The organism is Amycolatopsis sp. cg13 (assembly GCF_041346965.1).
Taxonomy (GTDB): Bacteria; Actinomycetota; Actinomycetes; order Mycobacteriales; family Pseudonocardiaceae; genus Amycolatopsis.
The window spans coordinates 9,385,685-9,401,528 of sequence record NZ_CP166848.1 but is presented as its reverse complement, the minus strand read 5'-3'; the positions used below and the strand labels follow the sequence as shown (position 1 = coordinate 9,401,528).

Genomic DNA, 15,844 nt, shown 5'->3' with positions numbered 1-15,844 from the left:
GTTCCGGACTCTAAAGTCCGAAGCCGCTCAAGTGAAGCAGCCCCCGGCTATCGCCCCGTCACGGTCTTGGAAGACCGGATCTGCCGCAGCAGGGTCTCGACGATCCGGCCGCGCAGCTCCCCGGTCCGCACGATCGCCGACAGCGTCGTCTGCGCCCACGGCTTGGTGATGGGGATCAGCGTGACCCCGTTCCCGCTGGTCGTCGAGGGCGCGAGGGTGTTCGCGATGGCGATCCCGACCCCGGCCCGCACCATCCGCTGCGCGGTCTCGGCTCCGTCGGTCGTGTACACGATCCGCGCGTCGATGCCGCTGGTCAGCTCCTCGAACGCGCGGCGCAGGATGCTGCCCTCGCGGAAGAAGATCAGCGGCTCGCCGGACAGGTCGTCGAGGTCGAACGTCTCCGCGCGGGCCAGCGGATGGCTGTCGGGCACGCACAGCACCAGCCGGCCGGTCATCAGGTCGACGTAATGCAGCCGCTCGTCGTCCGGCGGCTCGCCGGGCAGCGGGACGCGGGTGATCAGGCCGAGGTCGAACGTCCCGTCCAGCACGCCGTCGCGCACGATGTAGGTGCCACCCTCGGTCACCTCGAACCGGATGTTCGGGTGTCCTTCGTGCATTTCGCGCACCAGATGCGGCAGCACGCGCATGCTGCCGATCGCGACGGTGCCCATGCTCACCGTGCCGATCTTGAGGCCGTCGATCGCGCTGGCCTCCTGCCGCAGCAGGTCCTCGGCCCGGATCGCGGATTTCACGTGCGGCAGGATCCGCTCCGCCGCGTCCGTCGGCCGCACGCCGTGCGCGCCGCGCATGACCAGCACGACGCCGAGGTCCTCTTCGAGCCGCTGCACCTGGTTGGTGATCGTCGGCTGGGACACGCCCAGTTCGTGCGCCGCCTGCCGGAAGGATCCGGTGCGCAGGGCCGCCTCGAGGTAGCGCAACTGCTCGAATCTCACGCTCGGCCCCTAGTCACGCCGGGCAGGCGGCGCCGCTGCCGCCTGTCTCCCGGCCATCGTATGGTCGAGCACCCCCGAACGCTCAGCGCGCGAGGGCGTCGAGGCCGGTCGCGTCGACCGCGCGCGCTCCGCCGTCGATCGCGAGCGTCGCGCCGGTGACGTAACCCGCCGCGGGGGTCAGCAGGAACGCGATGGCCGCGGCGACCTCGTAGGGCTGGCCGAGCCGTCGCAGCATCGTCTTGCCGCTGAACTGCTCGATCATCGTGCGGGCGTGCGCGCCGGCGAGGAACCGGGGCGACAGGAACAATCCGGGCGCCACGGCGTTGACCCGGATGCCCTCCGGACCGTATTCGTCGGCCAGCTGCCGCACCCAGCCTTCGAGCGCCGCCTTCGCCGGGCCGTATCCCGCCGCGTAGCTCCCGGCGCGGCTGCCGTTGATGCTGGAGACGTACACGACCGCGGAATCCGGCCTGGCCAGCAGCGGCACCAGGTGCTGGGCGGCGAGGAACGCGTGCGTCAGGTTGACCCGGAAGTCCTTTTCCCACTCGGCGAGAGTGAAGTCCGGCAACGGTTTGCGCGTCATCTGGCCGATGACGTCCACGAACCCGTGCAACGGCGGCCCGGCGGCGTATTTGGCCAGCGAACGCGCACCGTCCTCGGTGGACACATCGGCGGCGAACCGGTCCGCGCCGAGTTCCGCAGCCAGTTTCTCCAGCGCGGCCTCGTCCACGTCGACCAGGAGCAGCTCCGCGCCGAGCGAGTCAAGGGTGCGGGCGACGTGCTCACCGATGCCGGCCGCGCCGCCCAGGACGGCGAAGCGCTTGCCGTCGAGCCGGAACAGCTTTTCGTGCCGGACGTCCGGGGCGGCGACGGCGTCGTGAGGATCGTCGAACACGGTTTCAGGCTCCGTTCACGAAGTCGGCGATGATCCGCCAAGTCTGCTCGGGATGGCTGATGTTCGGGGCGTGCCGGTGCGGCACCGGAGCCACGGTCACCGCCGGGGTGAGATCGGCCAGGTGTTTCACCCAGCCCCGTTCGACCAGCGGATCGCCCGCGCAGTCGAACAGCAGGACCGGCGTCGTGACGTCGGCGAACGGCGCTGGGTACGGATCGGCGGGCCGGGCGAATCGCAGCGGTTCCGGCGGAGTCGCGTGCGGGGCGAGCATTCCGGCGTAGTGCCCGGGCGTGGCCGCCCACCGCATGCGGGCGTCGATTTGGTCTTCGATGCCGGGATAGTCGTCGCACAACAGGCGCACCAGCCGGGTCATGTCCTCGCGGGTGCCGTCGTAGCCGGCCAGTTCGGCGCTCGTCGCGCTGCGCCACGGGCCGCCGGTGCCGCTGATCGAGGTGACTGAGGCGATCCGGCCGCGCAGCGCCGGGTCCAGCAGGGCGCGCAACGCGATCGAACCGCCGAAGGAGTTGCCGACGAGGTGAATCGGACCGTCGATGCCGAGCTGGTCGAGCAGCGCGTAGACGTGGCGCAGCCGGAATCCGAACGGCGACTGGTCCAGCCGGACGGCCTTGGCCGAACCGCCGAAGCCGAGCAGATCCGGCGCGACGACGCGGTGCGTGCGGCCCGCCAGAGCGGCCACCGCACCCCACGTGACGTCCGAGGACGCGCCCCAGGCACCGTCGTGGAGGAAGACCACAGTGGACTCGTGGCCTTCTCCCCCGGCGAGATAACGGGTTTCGAGGTCGTTGACGACCGTCGTGTGTTCGGTGGTCACAGCGGAAACTGTCTCCTTAGGACGGACGGGTCGGTCACCGGAACTCGTACTGCTCGGGATCGACGGCCTGAGTGGCGCTGATGTAGCGGTGCGCGGACAGCGGCCACATGATGGTCGAGCGGCCTTCCGCGTTCTGGTACCAGCTGTGTGTCTTGGACCAGCCCCACACGCGCAGCGCGCTCGCCTCGCCGACCTCGTCGCGGTACTTGGCGAAAACGTCGCGGCGCAGCGAAAGCGAGGACTTGCCGGTGGACAGCAACTGCTCCACCGCGCTCAGCAAATACACCGACTGGCATTCGATGAACAGCACGAGATTGCCGTGCAGCAACAGGTTCGTGTTCGGGCCGTACATGCAGAACAGATTCGGGAAGTCCGGGACAGTCAGCCCGAGATACGCACAGGCGTCGACACCCCACGTCTCGTGCAGATCCGCCCCGCCGGCGCCGGTGACCTTCATCGGCATCAGGAAATCCGAGGCGTTGAAGCCGGTGCCGAAGACGATGATGTCCGCCGGAACGTAATGGCCGTCCTCGGTGTGGATCCCGCTGCCGTCCACGCGGGCGATGCGTTCGGTGACGAGTTCGACGTGCTCCTGTTTGAGCGTGGCGATCCAGGTCCCGTCGTCGCGGACGATCCGTTTCGCGCCCGGCGGATAGTCCGGGACGATTTTCGCGGCGAGGTCCGGCCGGTCCCGCACCTGGTTCAGCAGATAGTCGGTGAGCAGCTGCCGCAATTGTTCGTTGGCCGCCGACACTGCCTGCTCGGTGGGCGGATAAGCCGGGTCGACCGTCGCGGCGGCAAGCCGTCCGATCGCGCGCGGGAGGAAGATCGAGAACCGGTAATAGGCGCGGTACAACGGAATGTCGCGCAACAGCGCCCGTTCCGGTGCCGAGATTTCCTGACGCAGTTCCGGGGTCGGCTGCAAATACGGCGCGCTGCGCTGGAAAACCGTCAGGGACTCCGCTTCCCGGGCGATCGCCGGGGCCACCTGGACGCCGGTCGCGCCGGTCCCGATGATCGCCACGCGCTTCCCGGCGAGGTCGACGCTGTGGTCCCACTGCGCGGTGTGGAAAACCGGGCCGTCGAAGGTGTCGAGGCCGTCGATGCGCGGGATCATCGGCCGGTTCAACTGGCCGACCGCGGACACGAGGACGGAGAATTCCTCGGTCCGCTCGGGTTCGTCCGGCCCGGTCGAAGCGACCGCCCAATGCTGCCGCTCGTCGTCCCAGGCCGCCGAAACGACTTCGGCGCCGAAGCGAATGTGGTCCAGCAGCCCGTTTTCCTCGGCGAACCCGCGCAGATAGGAATGGATGACGTCCTGGCGGCAGAAGTACGACGGCCAGTCGTGCGGGAAGAACGAATACGTGTAAATGTGGCTGTGCACGTCGATCCGGCAGTCCGGGTAGCTGTTCTCGTACCAGGTTCCGCCGACGTCGGCGTTCTTCTCGAAGATCGCGAAGTCCACCCCGGCCTGTTTCATCCGCAGCCCGGCCATCAGCCCGGACAGCCCCGCCCCGACGATCGCCACCCGCATCGGCCGCGCCGGGTCGAGGTCGTCCTTCGTCCACTGAGGAGCGCGCGGATCGGTGCCCGGCGGGACGAACGCGACGCGCAGCAGATCGGCGTCCTCCCCGGCGGAACGGTCGAGCGCCCAAGCCGCGATCGCTTCGAGAACCGTCTCGGACGGCGAAACCGGCCAGTCGGCCACGCCGGCCAGATACGGCTCCAGCGTCGCGAAGCAGAACTCCCGAGCCTCGGCATCCGTCGCGGCGTCGAGGCCGGTGGCGGGCAGCAGATCCGGGTTCGGCCGCCACTGCGGGCGCAGCACGGCCGGGTCGTCGGTCAGGTGCGCGACGAGCATCAGCAACGCGGGAGTCTCCGCGGCCCGCAGCCGGTCGCGCACCTCCTCCGGGGACAGCTGGACTTCAGACAACTCGGGCACCCTTCGGGGTCTCGGCGAGGAATTCGGTCAGCAGGGCGGCCACCGGCGCGGGGTGAGTGAACGCGGCGAGATGCCCGCCCGGCGCGAAGCGCAGCTGAGAGTGCGGGATCGACGCGTGCAGGTTCTCGAGCACCGGACGCGGCGTGCTGGCGTCGTCCTCGCCGCCGATGACCAGCGTCGGCACCGACGGCGGCACCGAAAAGTCGCCGACGGCGGTCATGGCTTCGAGGTAAGCGGCGTGGATCTCGGGATCGCCGCTCAGGAACTGTTCCCGGGCTCGGGCACGCAGCGGGTCCGGGCGGTCGCCGAACCAACGCGTCATCGTCGGGTCGGCGAGCGCGGCCAGCCCGCCCGGCGCGCGGGCCGCCTCCGCGCGGTTGTGCGCGCCGGCCCGGGCAGCGTCGTCGTAACCGCCGGTGGTCGCGATGAGCACGGCAGCGTCGAGAAGGTCCGGATGACGGTGCGCCAAGGCCTGCACGACCATCCCGCCGAGAGAAATGCCGACGGCGACGAACCGATCGATGCGCAGGTGCTGGGCGAGGAGCGCGAGGTCGTCAGCCAGCGCAGCCAAGGAAATCTCGTCCCCGCCGCTGTTTCCGTGGCCGCGAAGATCCGGGAGCACGCAACGGAAACTCTCGCCCAGTTCGGCAGCGAGCGGCTCGAACCACGAACCGTCGAGCGCCAGCGAATGCACCAGCACCACCGCTCGCGGGCCTTGGCCGACGACCCGACAGGACAGCCCGGAGCCGGTCATGCCCGTTCCTCCGCCTGGCGGCGTTCCTCGGCGGCCACGACTTCCTCGCGCAGCCGGGCGGACAGGGTTTCCAGGTGTTTCGCGAATTCCGGCGAGGACGTCCGCATCTCCTGCGTGCGCGGGCGCGGCAGGTCGATCCGCAGGTCGGCGACGATCCGGCCGGGCCGGGCGGCCATCAGCACGACGCGGTCGCTCAGCAGGATCGCCTCCTCCAGGTCGTGCGTCACGAACACGACGGTGGGTCGTTCGGCCTCCCAGAGCCGGACGAACTCCTGCTGCTGGTTCGCCCGGGTCTGCGCGTCGAGCGCGGCGAACGGCTCGTCCATCAGCACCACGCGCGGGCTTTGCACGAGAGTGCGCGCGATCGCCACGCGCTGCCGCATGCCTTGCGACAAGTGCAGCACGTCCGAATCGGCGAATTCCTCCAGCCGGACGCGGCGCAGCCATTCGTCCGCCCGCCGCCTGCGTTCCGCGGCCGGGACGCGGCGGACCTCCATGCCCAGTTCGACGTTGCGCCGCACCCGCCGCCACGGCAGCAGCGCGTCGCGCGCGAACATGAACGCGACGTCGTCCGACGTGCCGTCGACCGGTTCGCCGTCGAGCAGGACGCTCCCGGCGCGGGGCCGCTCCAGCCCGCCCGCCATGGACAGCGCCGTGGTCTTGCCGCAGCCGGACGGGCCGACGATGCTCACGAACTCCGACGCCGCGATCTCCAGGTCGAAATCCTCCAGGACGAGCACCGCGCGCTCGCCGTGGATGAAGTTGTGGCTGACGTGGCCGAAACTGATCGGCGCGCCCGCCCGGCCGGGGCGCTCGTCCTTGCGCCGCGCGGATTCCGGTCCCGGACGCACCATGCTGGTCTGCCTCATTGCAACTCCGCTTGGTCGAGAGAACCGTGATGCTCCGCGAACCCGGCTGCGGGTGTCAATACAAACTGCCGCCGCCGCGGGCTATCGCGCCGATAGCCCGCGAACCGTTGCCACGGCGGCGGCCGGTGGCGAGCCTGAGTCCGAACCGGACCTTCGGAGGAGTGCGATGACACCGGCCCAGCAAGAGGTTTCGCCGTTCGGCGGCGTGCAATTCGACTTTCACGGCCGGGTCGCGGTCGTCACCGGAGCCACCGGCGGGATCGGCGGCGCGATCGCAAGCCGGTTCGCCGAAGCAGGCGCGAACCTGGTGGTGCACGGGCGACGCGCCGACGTGCTCGACGACGTCGTGGCTCGTATCCGCGAACAGGGCCGTGATGCGGTCGCGGTCACCGGCAACATCCGCGACCCGCAGACCGCCGCCGAAATCGCCGCCGCGGCCGAACAACGCTTCGGCCGGGTTGACATTCTGGTCAACAACGCGGGCGGCAACTTCGGCGCCCGGCTCGAAGAACTGTCGGTCAACGCCTGGAACGCGATGCTGGAAGCAAATCTCAGCGGAGCGTTCCACCTCGCGAAGGCTTGCCTCCCCGCGTTCCGACGCCAGGGTGGCGGCGCGGTGGTCAACGTCGGTTCGGCGTCGGCCGGGCACGCGCATCCGCTGCGCGGACCGTACGCGGCGGCGAAAGCCGGTCTCGCGTCGCTCACCCGCACGATGGCGTGGGAATGGGCCGACGCGAACGTCCGCGTCAACTGCCTCGAACCCGGCGCGGTCGTCACTGCCGCCTCCCGGTTCGCGGACGGGGGCGTCGAAGCCCGGGTCGCCCGGTTCGTCGCGATGAACCGGCTCGGCTGCCCCGAGGACATCGCGTCGGTGTGCCTGTTCCTGTGCTCGGCGGGCGCGGCGTACCTGACCGGCCAGACCGTGACCGTGAACGGCGGCCCGCACACCGCCACCCCCGCCGACATCGACCTGGTGCGCGCCCCGCTCGACTTCCGGGAGGAACAATGAGCCAATCGATCGTCGCGGACTACTCGGCGATGGAACAGGCCGTCTTCGCCGAACGGCGCAAACGCCGCTCGCGGGTCTGGCTGCGGGTGTGGACGATCCGGATCGCCGTCGCGGTCGTGATCGTCGGCGGCTGGTACTTCGCCGCGCGCCAGGGCCTGGTCAACCCGCTGTTCGTGTCCTCGCCCGACGAGGTCGCGAAAGGACTCGTGACCCAGCTCGGCGAAGGCGCGTTCTGGACCGACGTGTCCGCCACCTTCAGCGGCGCGCTCGTCGGTCTGGCGGCGGGCGGACTGCTCGGCATCGTGACCGGGGTGGTGTTCTCGCGGTCGGAGGTCCTCGAACGCGCGGCGACGCCGTTCCTGACGCTCGCCAACAGCCTGCCCCGGCCCGCGCTCGCGCCGATCTTCATCCTGTGGTTCGGCCTCGGCTTCGCGCCGAAAGCGCTCGTCGCCGGCAGCGTCGTGTACTTCGTCCTGCTCACCTCGACGCTCGCCGCCCTGCGCGGAATCGACCACGACGTGCTGCAGCTGACCCGGTCGCTGTCGATGTCGCCGGTCCAGCGGTTCCTGAAGATCGAACTGCCGTCCGCGCTGCCGAGCATCGTGGGCGCGCTGCGCCTCGGCGCGGTGTACGCGGTGCTCGGCGCGGTGCTGTCGGAGATGGTCGGCGCGTACTACGGCCTCGGCCAGCGGCTCGTGGTGCTCACCGGCAACTTCAAGGTCGCCGAATCGTTCGCGGTGCTGCTGTTCATGGGGGTCATGTCGATGGTGCTCGATTACGCGATCAAGGGGCTGGAGCACCTGGTCGCGAGCCGGTCGCGGTGAGTGCGCCGCTGCTGGTCACCGGGGGTTCGGCCGGGATCGGCGACCGGCTGGTCTCGTCGCTCGCGGCGGACCGGCCGGTCGTCGTCCTCGACCGGGCCGCGCCCGCCGCACCCGTGCCGGGCGTGCGCTACCTCGCCGCCGACATCACCGACCACGCCAGCCTGACCTGCCTCCCCACGCCGCTGGCGGGGCTCGTGCACTGCGCCGGAATCTGCCGCACCGGACCGTTCCTGGACATGCCCGCCCGCGACTGGGCCCGGGTCCTCGAAGTGAACCTCCACGGCACGCTCGCCGTCGTGCAAGCCTGCGCGCCGTCGATCACCGACGGCGGACGGATCGTGCTCTTCTCCTCCGGCACCGCGTTCAAAGGCCCGGCCGGATTGGCGGCGTACGCGGCCGCCAAGGCCGGAGTGATCGGCTTCGCCAAGTCCATGGCGGCCGAACTCGGCGAGCGCGGGATCACCGTGAACGTCATCGCCCCCGGGCTGGTCGCCACCGGGTTGTCCGAAGACCTGCTGCCCGCCGAACCGGCCACCATCGCCGCCAGGGCGATCCAGCGCGCGTCCACTGTGGACGATTACGTCGAGCCGGTGCGCTTCCTGCTGTCCGCCGGAGCGGCCTTCGTAACCGGCCAAACCCTCGTGGTCGACGGCGGCGCGTACAAACACTAACCCGACACGAAAAGCCCGCTCCCCCGGCCAAAACCGAGGGAGCGGGCTTTCCCGCGCTCACAACGTCACGTTCAATTCCTTCAAGCTGAAAAACGCCCGATCGTCCCGATAGGACAGGTGCGTCACCTCCGGATCCATCAGCTTCATCGCCGGGAACCGCGCGAAGATCCGCGGCAGCACGACCCGCAGTTCCATCCTCGCCAGGTTCTGCCCGACGCACTGGTGCGGCCCGAAACTGAACGCCAGATGTTGCGGCCGCTCGACCGGGATTTCGAAGTCCTCCCACGTCGTGCGCGCGTATTTGCTCTCGTCGTGGTTCGCCGACCAAATCGACGCGACCACGCCCTCGCCCTTGCGGAAGGTGTGCGAGCCGATCGTGATGTCCTCGGTCGCCGCGCGGCGCGGGCCCATCCTGGCCACCGAGTGCACGCGCAGCAGTTCCTCGATCGCGACGTCCCACGAGCGTTCGCCGGACCGCAGCAGCGCGAGCTGGTCCGGGCGGCGGAGCAGCGTGTAGATCGACAGGCCGATCATCCCGGCGGTCGTGTCGTGGCCGCCGATGATCAGGATCGTGATCAGCGCGGCGAGCTGGTCGCGGGTGATCCCGCCCGCTTCGTACTGCTCGCGGATGATGTGGCTGAGCAGGTCGTCGGCCGGGTTCGCCTCCTTCAGTGCCGCGTATTCCAGCCCGAGCGCGCGGAATTCCTCGACCGTCCGGTACATCTCCTCCTGCGACAGCGACAGCGTCGTCTGCCGCTCGGTCAGGTCGAAGAACCGCGGCGCGTCCTCGATCGGGATGCCCAGCATCTGCGTGATCACCGTGGTCGGGATGGCCAGCGCGAACTGCGACACCAGATCCGCCTGGCCGGAGCCGGCGGAGAGCGCGTCGAGGTGGCGGTCCACGATCTCCTCGACTTGCGGCCGGTAGCTCTCGACCGCGCGCGGCGTGAAGTACTTGACCACGCACCGGCGCAGCGTCGTGTGCAGCGGCGGGTCCTGGCGGATCATGCTGTCGGCCACCAGCGGATGGTCCGAGCCGGGCAGGCCGCGCACCGGGAAGCCCGGCGTGTGCGGGTTCGCGCTGAACCGGGTGTCGGAGAGGATCGCCTTCACGTCGTCGAACCTCGTCGCGAGCCACGACGTCTTCCCGCCGCCGAGGTCGACCTCGCTGATCGGGCAGCCCGACCGCAGGTCGCCGAAGTACGGCGGATCGTCCAGCGGCCGCTCCGGGGCCGGGTCCAGCGACAGCTCCCGCAGGTGCGGGCAGCCCTCCTGCGATGCGGCGGTGGTGCGCTCTTCCACGGGATCTCCTTGCGGCTGAGGGGCAGGCGCGGCTTCCGGCCATCATCGCCGCGCGATCGCGCCCGCGGAAGGCGTCGCGCGCTGGCGCACCGATCGGGACCGGCTATCGCACCCGGGCAGGCGCGATAGCGATCCGCCATCACCGGTCCACGGTTCGCGGCATTCCCGGGACCCGTCGTGACCGGCCACACTCGCCGCACCACGAGCCGTGCTTCCGACCCGGCCGCCGGGCACCGACGAAGGGAAGACGCTTGACCGAGAACGCGACCCGGACCGCGATCGCCGGGCTGGCCGCCGCCGGCGCCCCGGTCGTCCCTGAGCCCGAAGCCAAGGATCTGCTGCGCGGTGCCGGAATCACCGTGCCGCGCGGCAACGCCCACGCCGATCCGCTGATCGCCGCGGAGGGCCTTGACGGAGACCTGGTCCTCAAAGCGGTGTCGCCGACGCTGGTGCACAAGTCCGACGCGGGCGGTGTCCGAATCGGACTCTCCCGCGCCGACCTGCCCGCCGAAGCCGCCGCGATGACCGCCGCGCTCGCCGCGCACGGCCACCGGATCGACCGGTTCCTGGTCGAGGAAAAGGCCGCTGCTGGACATGAGGTGATCGTGGGCGCGGTACGGACGCCCGGCGTCGGCTGGGTGGTGATGCTCGGCCTCGGCGGCATCTTCGTCGAGGTGTTCGCCGACGTCGCCTTCGGCATCGCCCCGCTGACCGCCGCGGACGTCCAGGCGATGCTGTCCGAGCTGAAGGGCGCGGCGCTGCTTCGCGGTGCACGTGGCGGAACCGCCGCCGACCTCGACGCGCTGGTGGACCTGGTTCTGCGGGTCAACGGCTTGCTCGGCTCGCTGCCGCCGGAGGTCGTCGAGGTCGATCTGAACCCGGTCATCGTCACCGCCGACCAGGCCGTCGCCGTCGATGCCCGGCTGATCCTGTCCGAAATGGACGAAACGTCCGCCGTTGAAGCTCGCCCCGCCCGCACCGACTTCGGACGCCTGTTCCGGCCACGCACGATCGCCGTGCTGGGCGCGAGCGCGACCGGCTCGAAGCTCGCCAACCGGTACCTGACCGGCCTCCGGCGTTCCGGCTTCGACGGCACTGTCCTGCCGATCCACCCCTCCGCCACCGAGATCGAGGGCCTGCCCGCCTACGCGTCGCTGCGGGAAACCGGCCAGCCCGTCGACTACGCCTTCGTCGCCCTCCCCGCGAAGATCGTCCCCGACGCACTGGCCGCCGAACCCGGGACGCTCGCGTTCGCCCAGGTCGTCAGCAGCGGTTTCGGCGAGGTCTCCGAAGGCGTCGAACTAGAACGCGACCTCGTCGCCCGGATGTCCGCCCAGGGCACCCGGCTGCTCGGCCCGAACTGCCTCGGCATGCACAGTTCCGCCGCGCGGGTCAGCTTCATCCCGGAACCGCCGCTGTCCCCGGGCGGGATCGCGGTGGTGTCGCAGAGCGGCGGACTGAGCGTCGACATCCTCCGCCTCGGTGCCGCGCGCGACCTCGCGTTCCACAGCGTCACCAGCATCGGCAATTCGTCCGATGTGGACGCCGCGGAACTGGTCGAGCACCTGCTGGCCGAACCGGACGTCGAGGTCGTCGGACTGTACCTGGAATCGCTCGCGGCAGGCCGGGAAGTCCTGGATCTGCTGGCCGGGCGCGGAATCAGCAAGCCGATCGTGCTGCTCGCCGGCGGCCGCACCGCGGCGGGCTCGCGCGCGGCGACCAGCCACACCGGCGCACTCACCGGGAATCACCGGCTGTGGCCCGCGTTGTGCCGTCAAGCCGGGATCGCGCTGACCGACTCCCTGGAAGAATTCCTCGACGTACTGCTGGCTTTCGACACCGCCCGGCTGGACGGACCGCCGCCCGCCACGCGCGACGCGGTCCTGTTCGGCAACGGAGGCGGCGCGAGCGTGCTCGCGACGGATGCGTTGGCGCACTATGGATTCACGGTCCCGCCGTTGCCGGACCGCACCGTCGCGCAGATCGAAGCTCTCGGACTCCCGCCCGGCAACGGACTGGCCAACCCGATCGACACCCCGGCGGGCACGCTCGCGGTCGGCGGCGGAACGATCGCCGGAGACCTGCTGTCCCTCGTCCTGGAATCGGCCCCGCCCGCGGTCCTCATCACGCACCTGAACGTCGGCATCATCCAGCGGAATCTCGCGGACACCCACGGCGACGTCACCGGCACGATCATCCGCGGCATCGCCGACGCGCACGCCCGCGCCGGTGCTGGCACGCAGCAATTCCTCGTCCTCAAGGGCGACGGCCGCGCGGACATGGCCGACGCGATCGCCGCCTACACCCGCCAAGCGCACCGGCTCGGCCTGCCCGTATTCGGCACCGTCGAGGAAGCCGGACGAGTCGCCCGCTCGCTGCTCGACTTCCAGCAACGCCGCGCCGCCGTCCGAACGAAAGGCCAGCCATGACCATCGACCACGAACTCCGCCACAAAGAACGGCGCGCGCACGCCCTCGGCATGGGCGGGGAACGCAAACTCGCCGCCCGGGCCGAACGCGGCGAACTGAACGCGCGCGAACGCGTCGCCCGGCTCTTCGACGAGAACTCCTTCCGCGAAACGGGACTCTTCGCCACGTCCAATGTGGATGCCGACCAGCACGCGACCCCCGCCGACGGCAAGGTCACCGGCACCGGTCGCGTCGACGGCCGCCGCGCCGGAGTCATCGCTTACGACTTCACTGTGAAGGGCGCGTCGTCCGGCGCGGTCAGCAACAAGAAAATGGGCCACCTCAAGGATCTCACCGCCCGCACCGGGATCCCGCTGGTCTACCTCGCCGAATCCACCGGCGTGCGGATGCCCGACGTCATGGGCGGCACTGGCCTCGGCAACGCCAACGACCGCACGCGGTTTCTCCGCCGTCGCACCAATCCGTGGGTGTCGGCCGCCTTCGGGTACTCGTTCGGCTCGGCCGCGTGGCACACGGTGAGTTCGGACTTCGCGGTGCTGCGCAAGGGCGCGGTCATGGCGGTGTCGAGCCCGCAGCTCGTGAGCCGCGCGACCGGACAGCAGGTCGACGGCCAGGACCTCGGCGGCTGGAAACTCCATTCGGAGATCACCGGGTTCGCCGACGCGGTCGCCGACACCGACGAGGAAGCGATCGACCTGCTCCGCCGGTTCCTGAGCTACCTGCCCGCGCACAACGGCGAAGCGCCGCCGGTCGCGCCGGTGCCCGCGGGCTCGGCCGGACGAGGCGCGCAACTGCACTCGATCGTCCCGCCGGAGCGCACGAAGGTCTACGACGTGCGCAAGGTCATCGAGGTCGTCGCGGACCTCGGCAGCGTGTTCCCGATCAAGGAACGCTACGGGAAGTCGCTGGTCACCTCGCTGTGCCGGATCAACGGCCACTCGGTCGGGATCATCGCGAACAACCCGATGTTCAAGGGCGGCGCGATCGACGCGGCGGCGTGCGCCAAGGCGACGAGCTTCATCGTGCTGTGCGATTCCTACAACATCCCGCTGGTGTTCCTGGTCGACCAGCCCGGCTTCCTCATCGGACTGGACGGGGAACGGAGCGGCATCGTCGGCAAGGTCATCAACTGGATGAACGCCTTGTCGCTGACGACCGTGCCGAAGGTGACGGTGATGCTGCGCAAGAACTACGGCCAGGGCTACGTGAACATGGGCGGCGCGTGGACGACCGACGCGATGGCCGCGTGGTGGACCGCCGAAGTCAGCTTCATGGACCCGCGCTCGGCGGTCGGCGTGGTGCACGGGATCGACCAGGCGACCGATCCGGAACTCTACGAACGCCGACTGGCCGAAATGGCCAAGGACTCGACCGGGTACGACGTCGCCCGCGTGTACGGCGTGCAGGACGTCATCGATCCGGCCGACACCCGCGAGTTCATCCTCGGCGCGCTCGAAGACAACGCGCTGACCCGCACCGGCGGCGTCGGAGAACACCTCCTCAGCACCTGGCCCACGAGCTACTAGGCGGATCGGATGAACCAGCCCTTCCCCCGGCGGCTTCTCGTCGCCAACCGCGGCGAAATCGCCCGCCGGATCATCGCCACCGCGCGGCGGCTCGGCGTGGAAACTGTCGCCGTCCACCATCAGGTCGACGCCGGGCTCCCCGGGGTCGCCGAAGCCGATTTCGCCCGGGAAATCACCGGCGAACCGCCCGTCGCGGCTTACCTCGACATAGAGCAGATCGTCCGCGTGGCAACGGAAACCGGTGCCGACGCGGTCCACCCCGGTTACGGTTTCCTCGCCGAGAACGCCGACTTCGCCCGCGCTGTCGAAGCGGCCGGACTGATTTGGGTCGGCCCCTCCCCGGACGCCATCACCGCCATGGGCGACAAGGTCGAAGCACGCAATCGGGTCGCGGCGGCCGGAGTTCCAGTCAGCGGCGGCGCTGGGGCGGCGTTGTCCGATGTGGACGAAGCGGTCCGCGAGGCCGAACGGATCGGCTACCCGGTCATGGTCAAGGCTTCCGGCGGCGGAGGCGGCATCGGCATGACCATCGCCCGCGACGCCGATGCCGTGCGCAAGGAATTCGAGCGCACGCAAGCGATCGCGGCCCGCAGCTTCGGCTCCGACCGGGTGTTCCTCGAACGGTTCGTCGAATCAGCTCGGCACATCGAGGTCCAGGTGCTCGGGCTCGCCGACGGCACGGTCCTCACCCTCGGCGAGCGCGACTGTTCGGTGCAGCGCCGCAACCAGAAACTGGTCGAGGAAGCACCCGCGATCGGCCTCGATCCCGCTGTGCGGCAACGGCTACACGACGCGGCGGTCAACGCGGCCAGCGCGGTCGGCTACCGCAACGCGGGCACGGTCGAGTTCTTAGTGGACGCTAGGACGCAGGAGTTCGTCTTCCTGGAGATGAACACCCGGATCCAGGTCGAGCACCCGGTGACCGAGCTGATCCACGGCATCGACCTGGTCGAGCAGCAGCTGAGCATTGCCGCGACCGGAACCGTCACGCCCGGGTTCGCGCCGCGCCAGCACGGGCACGCGATCGAATTCCGGCTCTGCGCCGAGGATCCGGTCCGGTTCTTCCCGAGCCCCGGCCCCATCGAAGACTGGGAAGAACCGCACGGCGACGGCATCCGCGTCGATTCCGGCTACCGGGCCGGACTCGCGGTCACCCCGCATTTCGACTCGCTGATCGCCAAGATCTGCGTCTTCGGCGAGAACCGCGAGGCCGCGCTCGAACGCGCGCGGGAAGCACTCGACGGATTCGCCGTCGGGCCGCTGCGCACCAATCTGCCGTTTCTGCGCGACCTGGTGGACCGGCCGGAATTCACCGGCGGCGGATACGACACCGGCATCGTCGCGGCCGTCACCAGCCGTCCCGCGGCGTCGACACGGAGGTAGCACTGTGCCCGAAACCATCAACGCCGACATGGGCGCCAGCGTCTGGAAAGTCCTGGTCGCCGCGGGCGACGCGGTCGAGCCCGACACCACGGTGGTGGTGCTCGAATCGATGAAAATGGAAATCCCGGTACTGGCCGAATACGCCGGATCGGTGACCGCCGTGCACGTCGCGGAGGGGGCGACGGTGCAGGCGGGCGATCCGCTCGTGGACATCGAAGAACCGTAAGGAAAACCCCACCATCGCAGGGAAAGGGCGGGCAATGAAGCTCACCGTGGACGCGGGCAAATGCTGCGGCTCCGGACAGTGTGTCCTGGCCGCGCCGGACTACTTCGACCAGGACGACGACGGCATCGTGGTCCTGCTGGCCGACGAGGCCGCCGACGACGCGGCCGGGGACGTCGAGGAGGCAGTGTTCTCCTGCCCCACCGCGGCCATCGAGATCGTCGGGCGCTGA

General features: G+C 70.0%; 15 protein-coding genes. 8 read left to right on the top strand and 7 right to left on the bottom strand.

The annotated features are described in order from the left end of the window. Positions 1-47 precede the first annotated feature (47 nt). The 6 genes from AB5I40_RS43990 to AB5I40_RS43965 all read right to left on the bottom strand — a co-directional run bounded on the left by AB5I40_RS43990 (position 48) and on the right by AB5I40_RS43965 (position 6,245). Positions 48-953 (bottom strand): LysR family transcriptional regulator, encoded by a 906-nt coding sequence (locus AB5I40_RS43990; protein WP_370936108.1) that lies wholly within the window; start codon positions 951-953, stop codon positions 48-50. 82 nt (positions 954-1,035) lie between these two features. Continuing rightward, positions 1,036-1,848, bottom strand: coding sequence for an SDR family NAD(P)-dependent oxidoreductase (locus AB5I40_RS43985; protein WP_370936107.1), 813 nt, complete (start codon positions 1,846-1,848; stop codon positions 1,036-1,038). A gap of 4 nt (positions 1,849-1,852) precedes the next feature. Further along, entirely contained in the window at positions 1,853-2,680 is an 828-nt protein-coding gene (locus AB5I40_RS43980; protein ID WP_370936106.1) for an alpha/beta fold hydrolase, read from the bottom strand. 34 nt (positions 2,681-2,714) lie between these two features. Continuing rightward, positions 2,715-4,613 (bottom strand): flavin-containing monooxygenase, encoded by a 1,899-nt coding sequence (locus tag AB5I40_RS43975; protein WP_370936105.1) that lies wholly within the window; start codon positions 4,611-4,613, stop codon positions 2,715-2,717. Continuing rightward, complete coding sequence (locus AB5I40_RS43970; RefSeq protein ID WP_370936104.1) at positions 4,606-5,376, bottom strand: alpha/beta fold hydrolase; 771 nt, start codon at positions 5,374-5,376, stop codon at positions 4,606-4,608. The genes AB5I40_RS43975 and AB5I40_RS43970 overlap by 8 nt, the downstream gene beginning before the upstream one ends. Next, positions 5,373-6,245: an ABC transporter ATP-binding protein gene (locus AB5I40_RS43965; protein ID WP_370936103.1), complete on the bottom strand. Its 873-nt coding sequence runs from the start codon at positions 6,243-6,245 to the stop codon at positions 5,373-5,375. Before AB5I40_RS43965 ends, AB5I40_RS43970 begins: the two co-directional genes overlap by 4 nt. Before the next feature lie 166 nt (positions 6,246-6,411). Between AB5I40_RS43965 and AB5I40_RS43960 the strand changes: the two genes are divergently transcribed. Genes AB5I40_RS43960 through AB5I40_RS43950 form a run of 3 tightly spaced genes read left to right on the top strand, consistent with a single transcriptional unit; the run spans position 6,412 to position 8,749 of the window. Beyond that, positions 6,412-7,254: an SDR family NAD(P)-dependent oxidoreductase gene (locus AB5I40_RS43960; RefSeq protein ID WP_370936102.1), complete on the top strand. Its 843-nt coding sequence runs from the start codon at positions 6,412-6,414 to the stop codon at positions 7,252-7,254. After that, positions 7,251-8,078: an ABC transporter permease gene (locus AB5I40_RS43955; protein WP_370936101.1), complete on the top strand. Its 828-nt coding sequence runs from the start codon at positions 7,251-7,253 to the stop codon at positions 8,076-8,078. Before AB5I40_RS43960 ends, AB5I40_RS43955 begins: the two co-directional genes overlap by 4 nt. Beyond that, positions 8,075-8,749, top strand: coding sequence for an SDR family NAD(P)-dependent oxidoreductase (locus tag AB5I40_RS43950; protein WP_370936100.1), 675 nt, complete (start codon positions 8,075-8,077; stop codon positions 8,747-8,749). Before AB5I40_RS43955 ends, AB5I40_RS43950 begins: the two co-directional genes overlap by 4 nt. A gap of 57 nt (positions 8,750-8,806) precedes the next feature. Here AB5I40_RS43950 and AB5I40_RS43945 read toward each other — a convergent pair whose 3' ends face one another. Continuing rightward, the gene (locus tag AB5I40_RS43945; protein WP_370936099.1) at positions 8,807-10,051 is read right to left on the bottom strand and encodes a cytochrome P450; all 1,245 of its coding nucleotides are present in this window, start codon (positions 10,049-10,051) and stop codon (positions 8,807-8,809) included. Positions 10,052-10,302: 251 nt separating this feature from the next. Here AB5I40_RS43945 and AB5I40_RS43940 point away from each other — a divergent pair, with 251 nt between their 5' ends. Genes AB5I40_RS43940 through AB5I40_RS43920 form a run of 5 tightly spaced genes read left to right on the top strand, consistent with a single transcriptional unit; the run spans position 10,303 to position 15,844 of the window. Beyond that, positions 10,303-12,480: an acetate--CoA ligase family protein gene (locus tag AB5I40_RS43940; protein ID WP_370936098.1), complete on the top strand. Its 2,178-nt coding sequence runs from the start codon at positions 10,303-10,305 to the stop codon at positions 12,478-12,480. Further along, positions 12,477-14,006: an acyl-CoA carboxylase subunit beta gene (locus tag AB5I40_RS43935; protein ID WP_370936097.1), complete on the top strand. Its 1,530-nt coding sequence runs from the start codon at positions 12,477-12,479 to the stop codon at positions 14,004-14,006. The genes AB5I40_RS43940 and AB5I40_RS43935 overlap by 4 nt, the downstream gene beginning before the upstream one ends. Before the next feature lie 9 nt (positions 14,007-14,015). Then, entirely contained in the window at positions 14,016-15,389 is a 1,374-nt protein-coding gene (locus AB5I40_RS43930) for an acetyl/propionyl/methylcrotonyl-CoA carboxylase subunit alpha (protein WP_370936096.1), read from the top strand. Positions 15,390-15,393: 4 nt separating this feature from the next. Next, positions 15,394-15,615, top strand: coding sequence for a biotin/lipoyl-binding carrier protein (locus AB5I40_RS43925; protein WP_370936095.1), 222 nt, complete (start codon positions 15,394-15,396; stop codon positions 15,613-15,615). Positions 15,616-15,649: 34 nt separating this feature from the next. Further along, complete coding sequence (locus tag AB5I40_RS43920; RefSeq protein WP_370936094.1) at positions 15,650-15,844, top strand: ferredoxin; 195 nt, start codon at positions 15,650-15,652, stop codon at positions 15,842-15,844.

Coding starts and splice junctions, on each gene's coding strand:
- AB5I40_RS43970 (WP_370936104.1), bottom strand. CDS start 5,376: ATGACCGGCTCCGGGCTGTCCTGTCGGGTCGTCGGCCAAGGCCCGCGA.
- AB5I40_RS43965 (WP_370936103.1), bottom strand. CDS start 6,245: ATGAGGCAGACCAGCATGGTGCGTCCGGGACCGGAATCCGCGCGGCGC.
- AB5I40_RS43960 (WP_370936102.1), top strand. CDS start 6,412: ATGACACCGGCCCAGCAAGAGGTTTCGCCGTTCGGCGGCGTGCAATTC.
- AB5I40_RS43955 (WP_370936101.1), top strand. CDS start 7,251: ATGAGCCAATCGATCGTCGCGGACTACTCGGCGATGGAACAGGCCGTC.
- AB5I40_RS43935 (WP_370936097.1), top strand. CDS start 12,477: ATGACCATCGACCACGAACTCCGCCACAAAGAACGGCGCGCGCACGCC.
- AB5I40_RS43930 (WP_370936096.1), top strand. CDS start 14,016: ATGAACCAGCCCTTCCCCCGGCGGCTTCTCGTCGCCAACCGCGGCGAA.
- AB5I40_RS43920 (WP_370936094.1), top strand. CDS start 15,650: ATGAAGCTCACCGTGGACGCGGGCAAATGCTGCGGCTCCGGACAGTGT.